Origin of the sequence: Domibacillus iocasae, assembly GCF_001750285.1 — a bacterium.
Classification (GTDB): domain Bacteria; phylum Bacillota; class Bacilli; order Bacillales; family Domibacillaceae; genus Domibacillus; species Domibacillus iocasae.
The window spans coordinates 280,072-298,311 of record NZ_MAMP01000024.1; the positions used below are offsets into that span (position 1 = coordinate 280,072).

The window sequence follows — 18,240 nt, forward strand, 5'->3', positions numbered from 1 at the left end:
TAAAGCGGGTTGATCAAAAAGGGTTATGACAAATTTTTAATTGATAAACCAAGTTTTTTCAAGATGGCCGTTGCCTGTTCCATTTCTTCCTCTGACAAAACGCTGAGCAGCTCGTGAATATTTTGCTCATGCTCTGGAAAAATGCGTTCAATCAATTCGATTCCGTCTTCTGTAATCGCTGCATAGGTAATCCGGCGATCTTGCGGGCAAGCGACCCGCTTTAACAGCTGTTTTTTCTCCAATTTATCGACGACGTACGTAATACTTCCGCTTGCCAACAGGATTTTTCCGCCTATCTGCTGAAGCGGCTGCGGTCCTTTATGATATAAAAGTTCAAGTACCGCAAATTCTGTCGGATTCAGCCCGGATGTTTGAATAAATCCGTTTACTTGTTCATTGACGACTTTGTATGCGCGTGATAACACAATAAATAATTTTAATGACATTTTGCTGTCTTTCATGGCTGCTCCCCCGCCTGTCTATTTCATCTTGTTCTTTTATACGTTACACATTTTTGCTTTATATTAAAAGTATTAAACCGTCTATTTCATTTTTTTAAGTATTGTTTTTTGTCGATTTCTTTTTCCGGTCGTGTATAATAGCGTCATGTGTTTATCTTATTATACAGGTGATTTCATTGAAAAAACGTGATGACTATTTTGATAATGTACGATTTTTCCTTATTTTTTTAGTCGTATTCGGCCATTTGATGCGCCCATATGTATATGACAGCCCGCTCATTTACGCATTTTATATGACGATCTATTCATTTCATATGCCCGCGTTTATTTTTATATCCGGTTTTTTTGCTAAAGGCATTCTGCGGCCGGGTTATCTTAAAAAGATTGCGGGAAAACTGCTTATTCCACTCGTCACTTTTCAAATCGTTTATTCGATTTTTTACTTTTGGATTGAGCATGAAGAAGCACTGTCTGTCAGCCTGCTTATTCCAGAATGGTCACTTTGGTTTTTACTCAGCTTATTTTTTTGGCACGTCCTGCTTTTTGGGGTTGTCAAATGGCTGAAAAAACCGCTTCTCGCGCTCGCTGTTTCGATTGCAGCCGGACTGCTAATTGGATTAGTGCATGAATCATTAACGGTTCTCAGCATCGGCCGGACATTTATGTTTTTCCCATTCTTCTTAGCAGGCTACTATGCGAAAAAAGAATGGTTTCAGCCTCTTTTTCGGTTTTCAACCCGCATTCTGCTACTTTGTTTCACCGTTGGGCTGTTTATCTATTTCTACGCAAACACCTACATTCAGATTGAATGGCTGTTTGGGTCTATATCCTATGCAGGGCTTGGAGCAGAACCTTTAAAAGGGTTGTTTTGGCGCACACTTGTGTATGTGATTAATATCGTCATGATCGCATTTATTTTGTCTATTGTGCCACGAAAAAATTTTTTCTTCACGTCATGGGGCCGCAACACGCTTTATGTTTATTTATTGCATGGATTTTTTGTCCAGTCATCTCGGCGTGTCGATAATCTCGAATTGCCGCCGTCAATCTTTGTCTTATTGGCGACTGCCGCCGGCTTGACACTGCTGCTTTCGTCACCATTGACAGCCGCCTTGTTCCGGCCATTCCTTGAACTAAAACGGCCGGGTTTTTTAACGAAAAAGGAGAATAAAACGTGAATATTACTGTTTGCACACTAAATGCAAAATATATCCATACTAATTTAGCCATTCGCTATTTAAAATCGTACTGTGAAGATGCTTATGACATCCGCATTGCGGAATATACGATTAAAGATCCGGCGATGAATATTGTATCGGATTTGTACAGCCAGAAACCAGATGTCATTGGCTTCAGCTGTTACATTTGGAACATTGAAGAAACGATCCGGGTAGCAGGCATGATCAAAAAAGTGCTGCCCGACTGTACGATTGTCTTTGGCGGACCGGAAGTGACATACGATGTTCCATATTGGCTCGACCGGCTTCACGATATTGATTTCATTGTCATTGGTGAAGGGGAAAAAACATTCCGGATGCTGCTGGATCAATTATCCGGCGGCCGCGACTTTTCGAATGTGCCCGGAATTGCGTATAAACAAGACGAAACACATCACATTCACCCGCAAACGAATAAAATCGATCTGCGGGAGCTGCCTTCTCCATTTCGATTTGAAGAAGACCGCGACTCCTTGTCAAAGCGGATTACCTACATTGAGACGAGCCGCGGTTGCCCGTTTCGCTGCCAATTTTGCCTGTCATCCATCGAAACGGGTGTCCGCTACTTTGATCGTGAAAAAGTAAAAGACGATATCCGCTTTTTAATGAACAATGGCGCAAAAACAATTAAATTCGTCGATCGCACATTTAATATAAGCCGCAGCTATGCGATGGAAATGTTTCAATTTTTAATAGACGAACATGTACCCGGCACAGTTTTTCAATTTGAAATTACCGGCGACATCATGCGGCCGGAAGTGATTCAGTTTTTAAATGAACACGCGCCGGCCGGCTTGTTTCGTTTTGAAATTGGCGTACAGTCGACGAACGATGACGTCAATGAACTTGTTCAGCGCAAACAAAACTGGGAGAAGCTTGTTCGCACGGTTACTCTGGTAAAAGAAGGCGGCAAAATTGATCAGCATCTCGATTTAATTGCCGGTCTTCCTGAAGAAAATTACAACTCATTCCGGCGTACATTTAATGATGTGTTTGCGCTTCGACCGGAAGAATTGCAGCTTGGCTTCTTAAAGCTTCTCCGCGGCACCGGGCTGCGCCTGAGCGCTCCGCATTACGGCTATGAATATATGGACCAGGCACCGTATGAGATGCTTTCAAACCGTGTGCTTCCGTTTGAAGATGTTATTCGTATTAAACAGACGGAAGATGTGCTTGAAAAATATTGGAATGATCACCGGACCGATGAAACGATTGAGTATATTACCCGGCATCTCGCTTTGACGCCTTTTGACTTTTTCCAGGATTTCGGTGCGTTTTGGGAAGAGGCCGGCTGGGGACGCATCGGCCACCAGCTGGAAGACTTATTTAAGCGCCTCTCTTCCTTTTTACAAGCAGCACACCCGGATGCGGCCGTCCATGTTGAAAGCATCATGAAGTATGATTATTTGAGAAATCAGCGTTTTAAGCCGCGCAAGCCATGGTGGTGCTCAGAAGGATCGGACGAACGTACTGTCGTGTACAAACAGCTGGCTGACCACCCGCTCATTGCAGGAGAATCGTTCGCGTCTCTTCATCTTCGTGAAAAGGACCTGCATAAGCACACCATTTTAGAACCAGTGACGATGCGGAAACAGAATGACAGCTGGGTACAGGAGGACGGATGGCTGCTTGCTTATTTTAATCCAGCCGGCACCGGGTCTTCATTATATTTCTTCTCATGCATTTTAACTGAAACAGTTTAATAAAAAAGCAGTGAACCCAATTTGGATTCACTGCTTTTTTTTAGATGACTTCAGGCTCGTATATCCGTTCTTTCGAATAAAACGAAAAAGCGGCGTCTTTTTCTCCTATAATGTGCCTTACAATCAGTTTTGAAAGAAATAAGCTGTATACAATGCCATTGCCGCCATATCCAAGTAAAAAATAGCTGTTCGGCACGCGGTCATATTGGCCGATAATAGGCTGGCCATCGTGGGTGTGAGCGAATGATCCGCTCCAGCCGTAATCCGCCTGAATAGTCCCTCTTAACTGTGGGAACCAGTTTTCAACTTCTTTAATTAATTCATCACTCTTGGCAATCATCTTTTGATCACGAATATCCGGGTTAGGTGTGGGCTCATCAAGGCCACCCATAACAATGCGCTTATCCGCCGTTGTCCGTGCGTAAAAATACGGTCTGGCTGATTCCCAAATCATCACGTTGTCTTTCCAAAAAGATAAATCATCAATCGGATTGGTTACGACTGCATAACTGCTTTCAATGACAGCATTTTTCTCTTTGATCGTTTCCTGTGTCTCATAGCCTTGGGCAAAAATAGCTTTCTTCGCTTTGATAAGATGACCACCTGCCGCCCGAATGACCACGCCACCCTCGCCTGCTTTTTTCAGAAACACTTCCGTTTGCTCATAAATACGGACACCTGCATCAGACGCCGCTTTAACCAAACCGTGTGTTAGTTTATACGGGTTTACTTCTGCGTCCCCTTTTGTGATGATCGCTGCCTCCCGGCTGAACGGCAACCACTTTTTCATTTCATCCTCTTCCAGGTATTCTACCTCAAACCCGGCTTCTTTTAATGCACTGTATTCTTTTTGAATCGTTTCAATTTCGTCTTCATCAGTGGCAAAAAATAAGCTGTCACGCATGATCATTTCAGGGTCTATTGGAAGAGATGGAACAATTTCATCACGCAGACGGCTGATCGCATCAAAGCAGCGCCAATAATGGTCAACAGCCGCTTTTTTGCCGAACGATTGAATCGCTTCATGCAGAAGCTGATCGTTGGAATATTGCAGTAATCCTGTGTTCGCACTGGAACTCCCGGCAGCAACTGTTCGTTTATCAATAAGGATAACATCAAGGCCGGAATCTTTTAATTCATATGCGGTACAGGCACCTGAAACACCTGCACCGATAATTACAACATCACATTCCATATCCTCTTCTACAAATGGGTATGACGGTGTTTCTTTAAACGTATTCGTCCAGTATAAATTTCCTGATTTCAAGTCCATGGCAGTTTCCTCTTTCCACTCGTTAATACCTATCTATACGCCAAAATTTTCTTTTTCAAACATAAAAAAACCGCTCCGAACTGTGACGTTCGGAGCAATTTTATGTTATAAGCCCGGCTCTTCAATATTTTTCTCTGGACCTTTTGCCCGGGCGACAAGATATCCGCCCACCGCAATGCCAACAAGGACAACCCAGAATGTGAGCTTCCACGGTTTTGATTCAGGGAAATGCTGATCAAGAATCGCGAGTGACGGATGGGATAATGTAAAGACAGCGAGTTTCACCCCTACCCAGCCGACAATTAAAAAGGCAGCTGTTTCAAGCGTTGGATATTTTTGAAGCAGACGGACAAACCATGTCGCCGCAAAACGCATAATAACAACGCCAGTAAAACCGCCGAGGAACATCACAAGGAATTGTCCAGAGTCAATGCCGCCGATTTGTCCCCAGCCCGTTTCCGGAAGAGTTACCGCAAGCGCCACAGCTGCAAGCATCGAGTCAATCGCAAAGGCAATGTCCGCTATTTCAACTTTCAGCACTGTCATCCAGAAAGAAGAACCTTTCAGTTCTCTTTCAACACCGTGCCCCTCCAAATCCGCATCCCGTTCTTTCCACTTTTTATACAAGTGGCTAAAGCAAATAAAGAACAAGTAAAGTGCACCAATTGCCTGCACCTGCCAAACCTGCACGAGGAATGAAATTAAGAACAAGGCCATGACCCGGAAAACAAACGCCCCTAATAGTCCGTAAAACAACGCTTTTTTCTGTTCTTCTTTCGGCAAATGCTTTACCATAACCGCCATCACGACCGCGTTGTCTGCCGCTAAAATCCCTTCAAGAATGATGAGAACGCCGAGTACCCAGGCATACTCAAGTAATAATGCTGTATCCATTGGTTATTCCCCTTTCCACTTCTTCTAATTATTTTTCCACAAACCGACATAATAAAGAAACAAAAAAAGCGAGACCTTTGCCTATGGTTCAGGCAAAGGTCTCGCTGAGCATGTCTCGTCTTCATGCCAACAACGCCGATGGATACAATATCCACGAAATGACGACGTTGCTTTAGGTTTACACCTAACGCTACTCCCCTTCGACTATTCGTCAAAAGAAAATTCAGTTTGTTTTACAATGTTTATTATACTTGTTTACCTTCGCCCTGTAAACTTTTTTTTCTTCGTGTCTGCCGGTCAAATAAGCTGAAAACGACAGGAATGACGAACAATGTCAAAAATGTACTGGAAATCAGGCCGCCAATGACGACTACACTCATCGGCTGGTTGATTTCCGTTCCATCGCCGATGCCGGATGCAAGTGGGATCAGGCCAAGAATAGCCGTGAGCGCCGTCATTAAAATTGGGCGGACCCGGTCCTTGACGGCCTGAACAATCGCTTCCGTTCCCGAATATCCTTCCTGTTTCCTCTGCAAAATGTAATCCACGAGCAAAATCGCATTGGTCACCACAATGCCGACCAGAATCAAAATCCCGATAACCGCTGGCACACTGACCGGCAGATTCGTCAAAATGAGCGACAGAGCCACACCAATAACCGCTAGCGGGACCGTAAACATAATAACGAATGGATATTTAAACGATTCATACTGCGCAGCCATAACGATATAAACGAGAATGATCGCCAAAATCATCGCCATCACTATATCGTCTTTTGAATTATCAAGGAGCTCCTGGTCGCCGCTGTAAGAAACAACCGTACTGTCCGACATGTTCAACCCATCGATTTTTTCATCCACAGCCGAAGATATACTGCCCAGATTTTCAGACGCCGCATACGTGACGGTAAACTGGACCGCATCCTGACTTTTAATACGGCGGATCGATACAGGCCCGTCCTGCACATTAATGTCTGCAATCGTCTGCAGAGAAACAAAATTCCCCGACGGTGTTTTTACAAGCATTTGTTTTAAGGCATCCAGGTTTTCGGTTACTTTTTCGTCATACCGCACATATACCGTTTTTACTTCGGATGATTCTTCCTCGATTACTTGCGTAGCAAACAGCCCACGCGTTGCATTGTTTACAATTTGAGCTACCTGTGCCGGTGCAAGTCCGGCAGCGAGCGCTTTTTCACGGTTGACCGTCATCTGAATTTCCTGTACCGTTTCATCACGGTCTGTCCGGACGTCTGTTACGCCTTGAATGTCTTCAATTTCGGCTTGAATCGGCCCAATGGCTTCATTCAAACGTTTTGGATCCGTATCCCGCACATTAAAGGTCAATGTCTGTGGAGCGGTTCCGGATGCCGATTGCAGATTGAATCTTACTTCCGCTGTTTCATTTACACGTTTCGCGGCTTCTTCTGCCATAGGTTTAACTTCATCAACAAATTCAAAAATAGATTGGTCGCGGTCTTCGGTCATTTTCACATACATTTCCGCCTCGTTTGACGTATTTGTTCCACCGAATGAGCTTTCCTGTGTGGACCCGATCAAGCTGACATACACTTGAATGTCTTCTTTCTCCGCCATGACTTCTTCAACCGCCTGAACCACTTTGCTGGTTTCCTCAAACGATGTGCCATTTTCTGTTTCAACCCTGACGGTTACGAAGCCCTCATCGGTTGGCGGCAAAAATTGTGTGCCGACTTTTGTCAACCCGAATACACCACCGGCAAACAGCACAAAAGCAATACCCAAAACGGCAGCCCGGTGTGTAAGCGACCACCTGACCCCCTTTTCTAGCAAAACGAGCGGCCGTGACTGCTGTCGTTTTAATTCCACATCGGACGGCAGCGCCGTTAAAAAGCGGCTGGCCATCATTGGAATTACGGTCACTGCCACAACAAGCGATGCCAGTAAACTGAACGAAATGGTCCATGCAAATTCTTTTAAAATCTGCCCGAGAATCCCCGATATAAAGATAATCGGCAAAAAAACGGCAACGGTTGTTAAAGTGGATGCGGTAATGGCGATGCTCACTTCTTTTGTTCCATCATAAGCAGCCGTTTTCGGATCTTTTCCCATTGATAAGTGACGGTAAATATTTTCAATGACGACAATGGCGTTATCAACAAGCATACCGATGCCGAGAGCCAGAGCACCAAGTGTCATAATATTTAAATTAAAACCAGCCAAAAACATAAGCACAAACGTTACGATAACCGAATATGGAATGGCCACTCCAATAATAAGCGGGCTTCGAATATTGCGCAAAAAGAAAAATAAGGCCGCCATGGCAAGCACACCGCCAACCACAAGGGAATTGGCAATATTGCCGATAGCCAGCTGGATATAGTCCCCCTGGTCCGACAAAATGTCTGCTTGGATGCCTTTATACTCGTCCCTCGCCATCAGTTCATCCAGCTTTTCCTGAAAGCCTTCCGACACGTCAGCTGTGTTGGCATTTGATTCCTGAAGAACGTTTAACAAAACAGCCGGCTTTTCATTGGCGCGTGTAATAGTGGTATCGTTCAGCGGTTTTTTCTCCACCGTTGCCACATCAGCGACCGTCACATTTTCTCCCGTTAGTGGATTTACCGATACGGTCAGCTCCTGAATGTCTGACAAGGACGTCAGCTGGCTGATGACTCGGGTTGTCAATGTTTTTTCATCCGCTTGGACTGTGCTGCCTGGAAGTGAAACATTGTTCGCTTGAATGAGTTGTACCACATCAGACTGGCCAATGCCGTACTGCTCGAGTTTTTCTTCATCAAGTTCCACGACGATTTCGTCCGCAGTAATTCCGGTTACCGACACATTCGCTACGCCTTCAACGGCTGACAAGTCCGTTTGAAGCGTTTCGGTTAAACTTACCAGATCCGCGCTTTCATCAGACTGAAGGGACAGCTGAATGATTGGAAACTGCGATGGATCAAATTTTAAAAACTGCGGTTCCCCGGCCCCTTCCGGCATCGGCGTTTGACCGATCCGCTGCAGCACATCGTTTTGAACATCGTCAATATTGGTGCTCCAGGAAAATTCAAGCAAAATAAAATTGGATCCTTCCTGTGACGTCGAAGATATATTTTCAATGCCTGGAAGTGTCGACAAGGTTGTTTCAAGCGGCCTGGTCACTTTTTCCGACACTTCCGCCGGCCCTGCACCTTCATATGTTGTAACGACAACCGCAATTGGCGGATTCAAATCCGGGATTAATTTTAGTGGAATACGCATAAGCGATACAATTCCGAGAATTATGACTAAAAACATGATGACCGTCGTAAATACAGGCCGGTCAATCGAAAACTTGCTTAACTTCAATCTATTTCCTCCTCTTTTTCCCAAATATCTATTCTTTTACTATACCGAATGAGAAGCTGTCTGACCAAATTGAACGCTTTTTATCACAAAAAAAGAAGCCTCCTGAAGAGACTCCCTAAAACATTACCCCATTAAGTTATAAAGGCGGATATTTTCATGCTTGTCTTGGAACCAGCGGAGCGCAAAATCATTTTCGAATAAGAAAACAAGCTTCCCGTGGCGGTCACGAACAAGTGTGCTTCGCGAAGAAGACATCGCATCGGTAATATCTTCTTCATTTTCAATCCAGCGGGCAATCTTTTGGCCGATCGGCTCCATGCGCACTTCTGAATTGTATTCGCCGCTCATCCGATGCTCAAACACTTCAAATTGAAGCTGTCCAACCGCGCCGAGAATGTATTCTTCTGTACGGACCGTTTTATACATCTGGATCGCTCCTTCCTGTACAAGCTGCTCAATTCCTTTATGGAAACTTTTTTGCTTCATGACGTTTTTCGCCGCTACTTTCACGAAAAGTTCCGGTGTAAACTGCGGCAGTTTTTCGTATTGAAAGACCGGCTTGCCGCCTGTAAGGGTGTCGCCAATTTGATACGTCCCCGTATCGTACAAGCCAATAATGTCCCCACTGACGGCTTCATTAACAGTGCTCCTGTCGTCCGCAAGAAATTGCGTTGACTGCGATACTTTTGTCGATTTTCCAGTCCGGGCGAGCGTCACAGCCATGCCCCGCTCGAATTTACCAGAACAAATACGCAAAAACGCAATGCGGTCACGGTGAGCCGGATTCATGTTCGCCTGAATTTTAAAAATAAACCCAGAAAACTGTTCATTCAGCGGGTCAATTTCCCCAGCGTCAGCAACACGCGGCTGCGGCGGGGGCGCGAACTGCAAATATGTTTCCAAAAATGTCTGTACACCGAAGTTTGTCAAAGCACTGCCAAAAAAGACCGGTGACAATTCACCTGAGTTAATTTTTTCACGCGAGAAGTCATTGCCTGCTTCCTCGAGCAGCATAATATCATCCATCGCTTCTGTGTAAAGTGACGATTCTTTAATCGGATGATCGACGGCAATATGACCCTCTTCATCAAGCGGCAAAAAACGATCCGCTTCTTCCGTCCGGAATTGTTCTACACGTTTGTTGTACCGGTCGTAAATACCAAAAAATTCTTTTCCCATGCCAATCGGCCAGTTCATTGGATATGATTGAATGCCAAGCACTTCTTCTAATTCTTCAAGCAGTTCAAGCGGCATTTTTCCTTGACGGTCTAATTTATTTATAAATGTAAAAATAGGAATACCACGCATCCGGCATACTTTAAAGAGCTTGAGCGTCTGCGCTTCAATTCCTTTTGCGGCGTCGACAATCATTACCGCGCTGTCAACCGCCATGAGCGTTCGGTACGTATCTTCCGAGAAGTCCTGGTGACCGGGTGTATCAAGGATGTTTACATTGTAGCCGCTATACGCAAACTGCATTACAGAGGAAGTAACAGAGATCCCACGCTGCTTTTCAATTTCCATCCAGTCTGATGTGGCAAATTTGCCGGATTTTTTTCCTTTTACCGTCCCGGCGTCGCGGATCGCGCCTCCAAATAGAAGCAATTTTTCTGTCATGGTTGTTTTCCCGGCATCCGGGTGGGAAATAATCGCAAATGTTCTTCTTGATAATACATCTTCTTTAAATGATGTCATGCTGTTCTTCCTTTCTTTCCTTACACGTTTATATTCTGTTTATTCAGATAAGATACATAAGTAAGTATTATTTTAATTTTACGTCTTTTTTCAAACAGTTGAAGAGCCGACGGTGTTAATTATAAACTAGTCAGATGTGGATGTGTAATTAAAATTGAAGGAGTAGGTAAAATGACGTTTTTATGGGGACTTTTCGGCATTGCTGTCGTGCTTGGCATAGGGTTTCTTTTTTCAACGAATAGAAAGCGTATTAATTGGCGGACAGTGATTGGCGGGCTTGCTTTTCAGCTGGCTTTTGCTTTTATTGTATTAAAATGGGACTTCGGACAAAAAATGATGCTTAGGCTGACGGAAGTGGTTAATGCGATTATCGGCTATGCAAATGAAGGGATTAACTTTTTATTCGGCGGGTTGTATTCTGAGCAATCAGGCATTACCTATGTTTTTGCGTTGAATGTTTTGCCGGTCGTTATTTTTTTCTCAGCTTTAATTTCTGTATTGTACTATTTAAAAATCATGCAGTTTTTCATTAAAATCATTGGCGGTGTTTTATCGTCATTGCTCAGTACTCGTAAAGCGGAATCCATGTCAGCCGCGGCGAATATTTTTGTTGGGCAGACCGAGGCGCCGCTTGTCATTAAACCTTATATCAGCAAAATGTCCGAATCGGAATTATTCGCGGTCATGACTGGAGGGCTCGCTTCTGTTGCCGGATCCGTCCTTGTCGGATATTCGCTGCTTGGTGTTCCACTCGAATATTTACTCGCGGCAAGTTTCATGGCCGCACCAGCCGGTCTTGTTATGGCCAAACTATTTGTACCAGAAACATCAGATGAGCCAGAGCCGGCTGAGTTTAAAATGGAATCAGATGAAGATGCGGCCAACGTAATCGACGCCGCTGCAAAAGGAGCCAGTGTCGGCCTGCAGCTCGCTCTAAATATCGGGGCAATGCTTCTTGCTTTTATTGCGATTGTTGCCATGATCAACGGTTTACTCGGTTTTATTGGCGGGTTCGTTGGTTTTGAACAGTTATCTCTTGAACTCATTCTCGGCTACCTTTTTGCACCAATTGCGTTTGCGATTGGCGTACCTTGGAATGAAGCAGTCATTGCTGGAAACTTTATTGGTCAAAAGCTGGTCATTAATGAATTTGTCGCTTATTCAAATTTCGCACCGGAAATCGGAAATTTATCCGAAAAAACAGTTGCAATCCTAAGCTTTGCGCTATGTGGATTTGCAAATATCTCTTCATTAGCCATTTTGCTCGGCGGACTTGGAAACTTAGCACCAACACGCCGGAACGATATTGCCCGTCTCGGCTTAAAAGCAGTGCTAGCCGGCGCACTTGCGTCATTACTTAGTGCAGCCATTGCAGGTATGCTCATTTAATTTGTTTGATTATTCCATATCAGGGGAAGAAGAAAAAAGATTAAATTTGACCTGATAAGGAGCGAAGGCTGATGGAACCTGTCTACAGTGTTACCGTTAACGCAAAAGGCGGCCGAGAAGGAAATGTTTATACAGAGGAAGGACCGCTGAATCTTGATGTGACCACACCGGCAATTTTAGGCGGAAAAGGACAGCTGCGAACAAACTACCTTGAATTATTTGGAGCTTCAATCGCCGCCTGTTACCAAAACGCTGTGCAGCAGGCAGCAGGCATTGACGATCATGCCGATGAAACGTTTGCGGATGTAGCTGCACAAGTGGATGTTTTAAAGGATCCGGAGCGCGGCGGTCATCGCCTCAGCATTCTGCTTCATGTGAAATTTTATGGCGGTCGTTTTAATGAATTGCTGGACCAGCGAGTCATTGATGAAGCAAGTGGATTGTGCCCGCTTATAAAAGCGCTGGAAGGTGAATGTGATTTTTCAATTCGGAAATACTAAAGAAAGGGCTTAAGCTCTTTCTTTTTTTCATGAATAAAATTGTCTAAATATTTCAAATTAATTTTTATTGACTTTTTTGGTTTTATATTTCGGTTATCGGGAATACATAAACCATCAAGGCGTTACAAATTATTTAATTAGGAGGAAACACATCATGGGCTTTATTATTTTCTTGATTATCGGCGGAATCATCGGCTGGCTGGCAGGACTTATTCTAGGTAAAGATATTCCAGGCGGTATTATTGGTAACATCATTGCAGGTATTATCGGTGCTTGGCTAGGCGGCGCAATCTTCGGCGATTGGGGACCAGACATTGCCGGTATGGCGATTATCCCCGCGTTAATTGGTGCCATCATTCTTGTGGCGGTCGTCAGCTTTATTCTTAAAAAAATGCGTCACGCATAATATGCAATAAAAAAACGTCATCCCTTTCCGGGATGACGTTTTTTTATTTTCCAAATGCCTGCTCAAAATCCCGAATCAAGTCATCCGGCGACTCCAGCCCAACAGAAAGCCGAAGCAAACCACCTGTAATTCCACGTTTATTCCGCTCTTCGTCCGGCATTGCCGCATGCGACATTTTCGGTGGATAGGACAAAATAGATTCGACCGCACCAAGACTCACAGCAAATACCGGGATTTTCACTTTAGCACTGAACTGACGCACTGCGTCTTCGTTTTCGAGCTCAAAAGATAAAACAGCGCCACCGCCTGAAGATTGCCGGAAGTGAACAGCATGTCCAGGATGTGAAACCAGTCCAGGGTAATAGACATTTTTCACTTTCGGGTGAGAAGCCAAATAATGAGCGATTTCCGCCGCGCCCTTTTGCGATTGTTCCATTCGTACTGACAATGTTTTTAAGCCTCGAAGCACGAGCCAGCAGTCCTGCACGCCAAGCACCGCACCAAATGAATTTTGCAGAGCATATAACTTTGATGCCAATTCTTCATCCTTTGCAACCGCAAGGCCTGCCAGCACATCACTATGTCCGGATAAAAATTTCGTTGCGCTATGTAAAATGAGATCCACGCCAAGCTCAATCGGGCGCTGCAAATACGGAGTTAAAAACGTATTGTCTAAAAACGTCAGACAGCCGTTCGCTTTCGCTAATTTTACAATACCATCAATGTCCGTTACTTTTAGCAAAGGGTTCGATGGCGTTTCCATATAAATCACTTTCGTATTCGGCTGAATCGCTTTCGCTACCGCATCAAGATCTGTCATATCGACAAATGTATGATCAATGCCAAAGCGTGTTAATACCGACGTGACCATTCTAAACGTCCCGCCATATACATCTTCTGTTACAACAACATGATCTCCTTTTGAGAGAAGAAGGAATGCCGTCGAAATGGCCGCCATGCCGGAGGCAAATGCAAAGCCGCGAACACCTCCTTCTAATTCTGCAATGGCCGCCTCGAGCGTCTCGCGTGTTGGATTCCCGGACCGGCTGTAATCATACTGGCCAAATGAATCAAAATCGGACTGATGAAACGTAGAAGCATGCTGAATCGGTACACTGACAGCTCCCGTATTCGGATCAAATTTATGATTATTGTGTAATAATTTGGTTTGAAATGTATAATCGCTCAATTTATTCACCCTTTCATTTTTTCAAATGCCTGTGCAAGATCTGTAATTAAATCGTCCGCATGCTCAATGCCAATCGAGAAACGGAGCAGCCTGTTACAGACACCATTTGCGATACGGATCTCTTCAGGAATGTCCATATGTGTCTGTGTTGCGGGATATGTAATAAAGCTTTCCACTCCGCCGAGGCTTTCTGCAAAGGAAACAAGCTGCATATTTTGCAGAAAACCATTTACCCATTCTTCCGACTTTAAACGAAACGAGAGCATTCCGCCATGCCCAGGGTATAGCACATCTAAAATGTCGTCATGTGATTCGAGGAACGCAGCAATTTTTTGACCATTTTCGCTATGCTGTTTCATGCGAAGGCTGAGCGTTTTCATACCGCGGGCGAGCAGCCATGAATCAAACGGTGACAGAACGGCACCAATCGCGTTTTGAAATTCAAATACTTTTGCAGAGAGTTCTTCCCCTTTTACAGCGATTAAGCCCGCCAATACATCGTTGTGTCCACCGAGATATTTTGTTGCGCTATGGAGGACGATATCCGCGCCTTGTTCAATCGGACGCTGCAGCACTGGCGTGTAAAATGTATTATCCACAATTAAAATAAGGTTGTGTTTCTTGGCAAATGCCGCTACTGCCGCAATGTCTGTTTCTTTCATAAGCGGATTTGTAGGTGTTTCCAGAAAAATCGCTTTTGTTTGATCCGTTATGTGATTTTCTGTTTCTGTTAAATCTTCGAAGCTTTCGTATGTAAAATCCAGCCCGAACTTTTTCCAGCCTTTTTCAAATAAGCGATAAGTGCCTCCATACAAGTCAGCTGATACTAAAAAATGGTCGCCCGGCTCAAACAACGACAGCAATGTATGAATCGCCGCCATGCCGGAGGAAAACGCAAAACCGGCGTCTGCACCTTCAAGGTCTGCAATTGCTTTTTCGACGACTTCGCGTGTCGGATTCCCAGTCCGGACGTAATCGTAGCCGGTTGACATGCCAATTCCTTCGTGGCGGTATGCGGTAGAAAAATAAACAGGCGGATTCACCGCTCCTGTCGGATTATTTGTACGGTTTCCAATTTGTGCAAGCTTTGTTTCAATATTTGTCATTAAAATCTCCCCTTTTTATAAAGTGAAACTTTCATCAGCAGGGGGTTTACCCCGCTGATGGTTAGTTGAACCAATCGGACTTTCACGGGCAGTTGGATCTCTTTACCTGTATTCTTTCTTTTACTCAAAATCTTAAGGGAAGCCTTACTGCCCGTAAATGTACGATAAAAAAACAAGCCCCCATGGAAGAAGGCTTGTTTTTACACTTCTTCTCATCTTCCGGACGGTGTCGGTCCGCTGGATTTAGCACCTTTGCCGTTTTCGGCCGGTTGCTGAAGCATCGTCGGGCCAGTCCCTCCGCTTCTCTTGATAAGGTTTGTTTAGTTGTTCTTATTTTTTAAATGTACAGGAAAACAGGGCGTCTGACAACCCTTTTATTGAACGAATTGTTTATCAATCAATGCAATGAAGTTCGGCTGCCTTTCAAAATTGCTGTTAATAAAATCAATGACTTTTTCATGGGCACTTAAAATCGATTGAATCAACCCGGTACTTTTTTCAATCAAGGTACCATTTACTGCAATTATAGAGTTTGGCCACGTCATGCTTTCGACAATGATCTTCGCATTTTTCTTCTCTGATAAAATGTCAGTAATATTTTAAGGGACATTTTTTGCCCGATTCTATTTACATCTCTTCAAAAAGGCGATACAATACAAAAATAAATTTTCAGAAAATTTTTTAATATTGTCGATTCTGTATTACAAAATAAATCGAAATATCAAATCTGCACTATAACAGAGAGAAGAGGGAATTCATTGACAAATTTACGACAGGATGCACTTAACCTTCACCGCCATTACCAAGGAAAGCTGGAAACGACCGCAAAAATGTCGGTTACAAGTTTAAAAGATCTCAGCTTAGTCTACTCACCAGGCGTAGCTGAGCCTTGCCTTGATATTCATAAAAGCGCTGAAAAAATTTATGAATATACGATGAAAGCAAATACGGTTGCGGTTGTATCTGACGGGTCCGCTGTTCTTGGGCTTGGAAATATTGGAGCTGATGCCTCGCTGCCCGTTATGGAAGGAAAAGCGATTTTATTTAAAAACTTCGGCGGAGTTGATGCATTTCCAATCTGCATTAATACAAATGATATTGAAGACATTATTAAAACGGTGAAATTAACCGCTTCTTCTTTCGGAGGCATTAATTTAGAAGATATAAAAGCGCCTAATTGCTTTATTATCGAAGAAAGATTAAAGCAGGAAATGGACATCCCTGTTTTTCACGATGACCAGCATGGAACCGCTATCGTTACTGTCGCCGGTTTAATAAACGCGTTAAAAATCGTGAATAAGTCTTTTCACGAATTAAAAATCGTTATTAATGGTGCAGGTTCAGCCGGTATCGCCATTGCAAAACTTCTTCATCAATTTAATGTGAAGAACATCATTATGTGCGACACCAAAGGGGCTATTTATGACGGGCGCGCTGCCGGCATGAATCCGGTCAAAGAAGAAATCGCTTCGTTTACAAATCCGGCTAAAGTCAGCGGACCACTTGAAGAAGTGGTGAAAAACAGTGATGTTTTCATTGGCGTTTCAGTTGCCGGGGCATTGACACCAGCGATGATTCAAACGATGAACCTCGATGCGATCGTATTTGCTATGGCGAATCCAAATCCGGAAATATTGCCGGAAGATGCGAAAGCAGCAGGCGTGCGTATTATTGGTACGGGCCGTTCTGACTTTCCGAATCAAGTGAACAATGTGCTGGCTTTCCCCGGCATTTTCCGAGGTGCTCTTGATACACACGCCTCTGATATTAATGAAGAAATGAAAATGGCAGCTGCTTATGCTATCGCTTCTCTTGTAGAAGATCACAAGCGGTCCGAAGAATATATCATTCCGTCCGCATTTGACCCGCGTGTAGCACCTGAAGTAGCTGCTGCTGTCGCCCAGGCTGCCATGGATTCAGGTGTGGCTAGAAAACACGTATCGATTGAATCAATCCGTCATAAAACGTATCAGCTTTCTTCTCTGCAAGTACGCCCGGAACCTATGACAATATATTGAACACAAAAAACCCTGATATCAGGGTTTTTTTGTGCATAAAAAATGGTTTACAGCATATAAATAAAAAGGAATTGTAAATAAATATCATCTAAGTATTAAAGTTTTGTAAATTTTATGTTAAGATGTAAGAGTAGGTATTGACAAATAGGGAACGGGGGAAGGAGTGAATGAGCTATGACAGTAGCTGAATTTTACGGAGGAGTCGAGTATTCTGTCACGCAATTTGCTGTACAGCTTACAAACGAAATTGAGGGGAAAATCGCTAAGCGCGACTTGTTTTATAAAGATCAAATTATCCACTATATCGAACGCCGCGCAACACTTTTCATCCAATCTTTGACCCTCTCGCCGGCCGTTTCAGCCGTTATGAAAAAAGAAGTGATGAGCCACGTTCTTTTTAAGCTGAAACCGGTCATGAACCGTCATATCGTATTCCAACTAGTAAAATAAAAAGCACCCCGCCGGGTGCTTTTTATTTTTGTTTATTCTTAATGTTCTCTTAACATAAGGCGTCGTTCGGATTTTCGGACACCATCTTCGATTTTAGCTGATATAACCCCCAGCAAAACGCCGAGCAGTGCACCGGCCCCTACTTCTACCGGCTGATGGCCAAGAAGCTCTTTCAGCTCTTTTTCGCGCTGTACGTATTCAAAACTTGGAAACTCGCCGGAAAATTTAGCAAGGTTGTCTTCAAGGTCATTAACAAGCTGAGCGATTTCTCCTGTGTGACGCCGGATTCCCTGCGCATCATACATAACAATGACACCGAATACGGTGGCGAGTGACGTTTCCGTATGTCGCCAGCCTTTATTTGCTGCTACGTAAGCAGCTAATGCTGATACACCTGCCGAGTGGGAGCTTGGCATGCCCCCCGTTGTGAAAGCCTGCTTCAAGTCCCATTCACCACTCACTTTTTTATGAGTAATAATTTTCAACCCTTGTGCAATACCAATTGCTGATAATGCCGTTAAAATGCCGCGATTCATTTTTTCCATTCATACCCCTCCACTCCACGGACGATTTTGTAAAAGCCCGTGAATCCATCTTCTTTTCTTTTGATACC

16 protein-coding genes and 1 riboswitch are annotated in these 18,240 nt (G+C 44.0%); of the genes, 7 read left to right on the plus strand and 9 right to left on the minus strand.

Features of this window, described 5'->3' with window-relative positions; translation table 11 throughout:
• Nucleotides 1-23: 23 nt before the first annotated feature.
• Nucleotides 24-461 carry a MarR family winged helix-turn-helix transcriptional regulator gene (locus tag BA724_RS15410; protein WP_069939557.1) on the minus strand — a complete coding sequence of 146 codons (438 nt, stop codon included), beginning with the start codon at nucleotides 459-461 and terminating at the stop codon, nucleotides 24-26.
• Nucleotides 462-637: 176 nt separating this feature from the next.
• Between BA724_RS15410 and BA724_RS15415 the strand changes: the two genes are divergently transcribed.
• Nucleotides 638-1,639, plus strand: coding sequence for an acyltransferase family protein (locus BA724_RS15415; RefSeq protein WP_069939558.1), 1,002 nt, complete (start codon nucleotides 638-640; stop codon nucleotides 1,637-1,639).
• Nucleotides 1,636-3,381: a B12-binding domain-containing radical SAM protein gene (locus tag BA724_RS15420; RefSeq protein WP_069939559.1), complete on the plus strand. Its 1,746-nt coding sequence runs from the start codon at nucleotides 1,636-1,638 to the stop codon at nucleotides 3,379-3,381. Before BA724_RS15415 ends, BA724_RS15420 begins: the two co-directional genes overlap by 4 nt.
• Before the next feature lie 40 nt (nucleotides 3,382-3,421).
• On the opposite strand, the gene BA724_RS15425 is transcribed toward BA724_RS15420, so the two are convergent.
• The 4 genes from BA724_RS15425 to BA724_RS15440 form a co-directional block, all read right to left on the minus strand.
• Complete coding sequence (locus tag BA724_RS15425) at nucleotides 3,422-4,654, minus strand: NAD(P)/FAD-dependent oxidoreductase (RefSeq protein ID WP_069939560.1); 1,233 nt, start codon at nucleotides 4,652-4,654, stop codon at nucleotides 3,422-3,424.
• Nucleotides 4,655-4,759: 105 nt separating this feature from the next.
• Complete coding sequence (locus BA724_RS15430; protein ID WP_069939561.1) at nucleotides 4,760-5,548, minus strand: TerC family protein; 789 nt, start codon at nucleotides 5,546-5,548, stop codon at nucleotides 4,760-4,762.
• A gap of 245 nt (nucleotides 5,549-5,793) precedes the next feature.
• A complete protein-coding gene (locus BA724_RS15435; protein WP_069939562.1) occupies nucleotides 5,794-8,874 on the minus strand; it encodes an efflux RND transporter permease subunit in 3,081 nt (1,026 codons plus the stop codon).
• 123 nt (nucleotides 8,875-8,997) lie between these two features.
• Nucleotides 8,998-10,569, minus strand: coding sequence for a peptide chain release factor 3 (locus BA724_RS15440; protein WP_069939563.1), 1,572 nt, complete (start codon nucleotides 10,567-10,569; stop codon nucleotides 8,998-9,000).
• Between the two features lie 171 nt (nucleotides 10,570-10,740).
• Between BA724_RS15440 and BA724_RS15445 the strand changes: the two genes are divergently transcribed.
• The 3 genes from BA724_RS15445 to BA724_RS15455 all read left to right on the plus strand — a co-directional run bounded on the left by BA724_RS15445 (nucleotide 10,741) and on the right by BA724_RS15455 (nucleotide 12,864).
• A complete protein-coding gene (locus tag BA724_RS15445; RefSeq protein WP_069939564.1) occupies nucleotides 10,741-11,958 on the plus strand; it encodes a NupC/NupG family nucleoside CNT transporter in 1,218 nt (405 codons plus the stop codon).
• Between the two features lie 71 nt (nucleotides 11,959-12,029).
• On the plus strand, nucleotides 12,030-12,458 hold the full coding sequence (locus tag BA724_RS15450; RefSeq protein WP_083256256.1) for an OsmC family protein: 429 nt from the start codon (nucleotides 12,030-12,032) through the stop codon (nucleotides 12,456-12,458).
• A gap of 154 nt (nucleotides 12,459-12,612) precedes the next feature.
• Nucleotides 12,613-12,864, plus strand: a complete 252-nt coding sequence (locus BA724_RS15455) for a GlsB/YeaQ/YmgE family stress response membrane protein (RefSeq protein ID WP_069939566.1) — start codon at nucleotides 12,613-12,615, stop codon at nucleotides 12,862-12,864.
• A 43-nt stretch (nucleotides 12,865-12,907) separates the two neighbouring features.
• On the opposite strand, the gene metC is transcribed toward BA724_RS15455, so the two are convergent.
• From metC to BA724_RS19085, 3 genes are all read right to left on the minus strand, one after another.
• Nucleotides 12,908-14,053, minus strand: coding sequence for a cystathionine beta-lyase (metC, locus tag BA724_RS15460; protein ID WP_069939567.1), 1,146 nt, complete (start codon nucleotides 14,051-14,053; stop codon nucleotides 12,908-12,910).
• A gap of 5 nt (nucleotides 14,054-14,058) precedes the next feature.
• A complete protein-coding gene (locus BA724_RS15465) occupies nucleotides 14,059-15,159 on the minus strand; it encodes a methionine biosynthesis PLP-dependent protein (RefSeq protein WP_069939568.1) in 1,101 nt (366 codons plus the stop codon).
• Nucleotides 15,160-15,368: 209 nt separating this feature from the next.
• Nucleotides 15,369-15,475: riboswitch (SAM riboswitch) on the minus strand.
• Nucleotides 15,476-15,533: 58 nt separating this feature from the next.
• Nucleotides 15,534-15,665 carry a hypothetical protein gene (locus BA724_RS19085; RefSeq protein ID WP_281182022.1) on the minus strand — a complete coding sequence of 44 codons (132 nt, stop codon included), beginning with the start codon at nucleotides 15,663-15,665 and terminating at the stop codon, nucleotides 15,534-15,536.
• 252 nt (nucleotides 15,666-15,917) lie between these two features.
• Here BA724_RS19085 and BA724_RS15470 point away from each other — a divergent pair, with 252 nt between their 5' ends.
• Together BA724_RS15470 and BA724_RS15475 are read left to right on the plus strand one after the other, a co-directional pair.
• Nucleotides 15,918-17,177 (plus strand): NAD(P)-dependent malic enzyme, encoded by a 1,260-nt coding sequence (locus BA724_RS15470; protein WP_069939569.1) that lies wholly within the window; start codon nucleotides 15,918-15,920, stop codon nucleotides 17,175-17,177.
• Nucleotides 17,178-17,351: 174 nt separating this feature from the next.
• Nucleotides 17,352-17,627, plus strand: coding sequence for a hypothetical protein (locus tag BA724_RS15475; RefSeq protein ID WP_069939570.1), 276 nt, complete (start codon nucleotides 17,352-17,354; stop codon nucleotides 17,625-17,627).
• A gap of 38 nt (nucleotides 17,628-17,665) precedes the next feature.
• Here the strand turns inward: BA724_RS15475 and BA724_RS15480 are convergent, their stop codons facing one another.
• Nucleotides 17,666-18,172 (minus strand): divergent PAP2 family protein, encoded by a 507-nt coding sequence (locus tag BA724_RS15480; protein WP_069939571.1) that lies wholly within the window; start codon nucleotides 18,170-18,172, stop codon nucleotides 17,666-17,668.
• Between the last annotated feature and the right edge of the window lie 68 nt (nucleotides 18,173-18,240).